Below are 1,122 nucleotides of genomic sequence, written 5' to 3' on the forward strand. Positions count from 1 at the left end.
GCACAGAACTATTTCTTCGCCTGGGGGGAAAGACCAGAGGACAAGGTAATGGAAACCCAGCCCCTCCGCGCTTTCGCGATGCGTCAGGACGGTACCCGAGCTGTTGCGAATGCCGCCGCCGATCGGCGCCAGACGCTTCAGCCGGGAGACACTTCCGCGGATGGACCGTTGCCTGGCTCGGAGGGATCGGAGGGCATCTCAGACCAGGCGGACGGTTCCGCCGCCGTGCCACCGATGGCGCCGCAGGGGGCGGCCGACCAGGCTCCGGTTCCGGCGCGGCGGGGCAGCCGCGCCTGGCTGCCTACAGCCATCGTCAGCGGCGGGGCGACACTGGCGGTCGGTGCCGCCGTGCTGGATGAATCGGGCAGCCAGCGGATCCGGGACCTGTCGCGCGCGGCGTCGACAATGGGCGGGCGGCTGCCCGCCCTCGCCCTGACCGCTCTGGCCGACGGCTATGACACCGCCGGGCGGCTATTCACCAAGGTGACGTCCCCTGAGTTCGCCGCGGACATGAACCAGCGCCTGCAGGCCATCGGCGACCTGCTGGACCATCCATCGCGCCTCGGCCCCGCCCTTCATGCCAAGGTGCAGGACCTGGCCGATGGTGCTGCCAGCGACATGCTCCACTGGGGCGAAAGGCTGGTGGACGCGGGGCGCACATGGGGCGACCAGCACCAGCACGGTGGTGACACGCTCCGTTTCCTGGGCGAGGAGCTGATCCGGCAGGGCCATAACCTTCATGGCCTGCTGGGCCATGCCGACCCCAGGTTCTACCTGGAAAGCCTGCAGGCCCGCCTGCATGTCATCAGCGGGGATGTGACACACGCCATAGGCGACGTGGATATCCCCGATCTCGCCAGCCTGGCCGAGGATGCGCGGCGCCAGATAGGCGACTGGGTCCATCCTGCAGCCCCCCAGGATCTCGTCGACCAACATGCTCCCGCCGCGGACGGCCACGCCACCACCCTGTTCGACCAGGTTTCCGACAACCTGGGCCATTGGGGGCGGTCCCTGCGGGACGCCGGTGAGGCTGTGCTCCATGGTGACCATGACAAGCTGCACCGTGCCCTCTCCGACCAGACCGGCATTTTCGCCACGCTGAAACGTCTTGGCTCCGCCCTG

1 protein-coding gene is annotated in these 1,122 nt (G+C 68.5%); it reads left to right on the plus strand.

Annotation, left to right across the window (positions count from 1 at the left end; all coding sequences use genetic code 11):
• Window positions 1-168 precede the first annotated feature (168 nt).
• Window positions 169-1,122 (plus strand): hypothetical protein (locus I55_RS06170; protein ID WP_044559625.1); only part of this gene is annotated, 954 nt, incomplete at its 3' end.

Origin of the sequence: Azospirillum sp. B4 (genome assembly GCF_000333275.1) — a bacterium.
Lineage (GTDB): Bacteria > Pseudomonadota > Alphaproteobacteria > Azospirillales > Azospirillaceae > Nitrospirillum.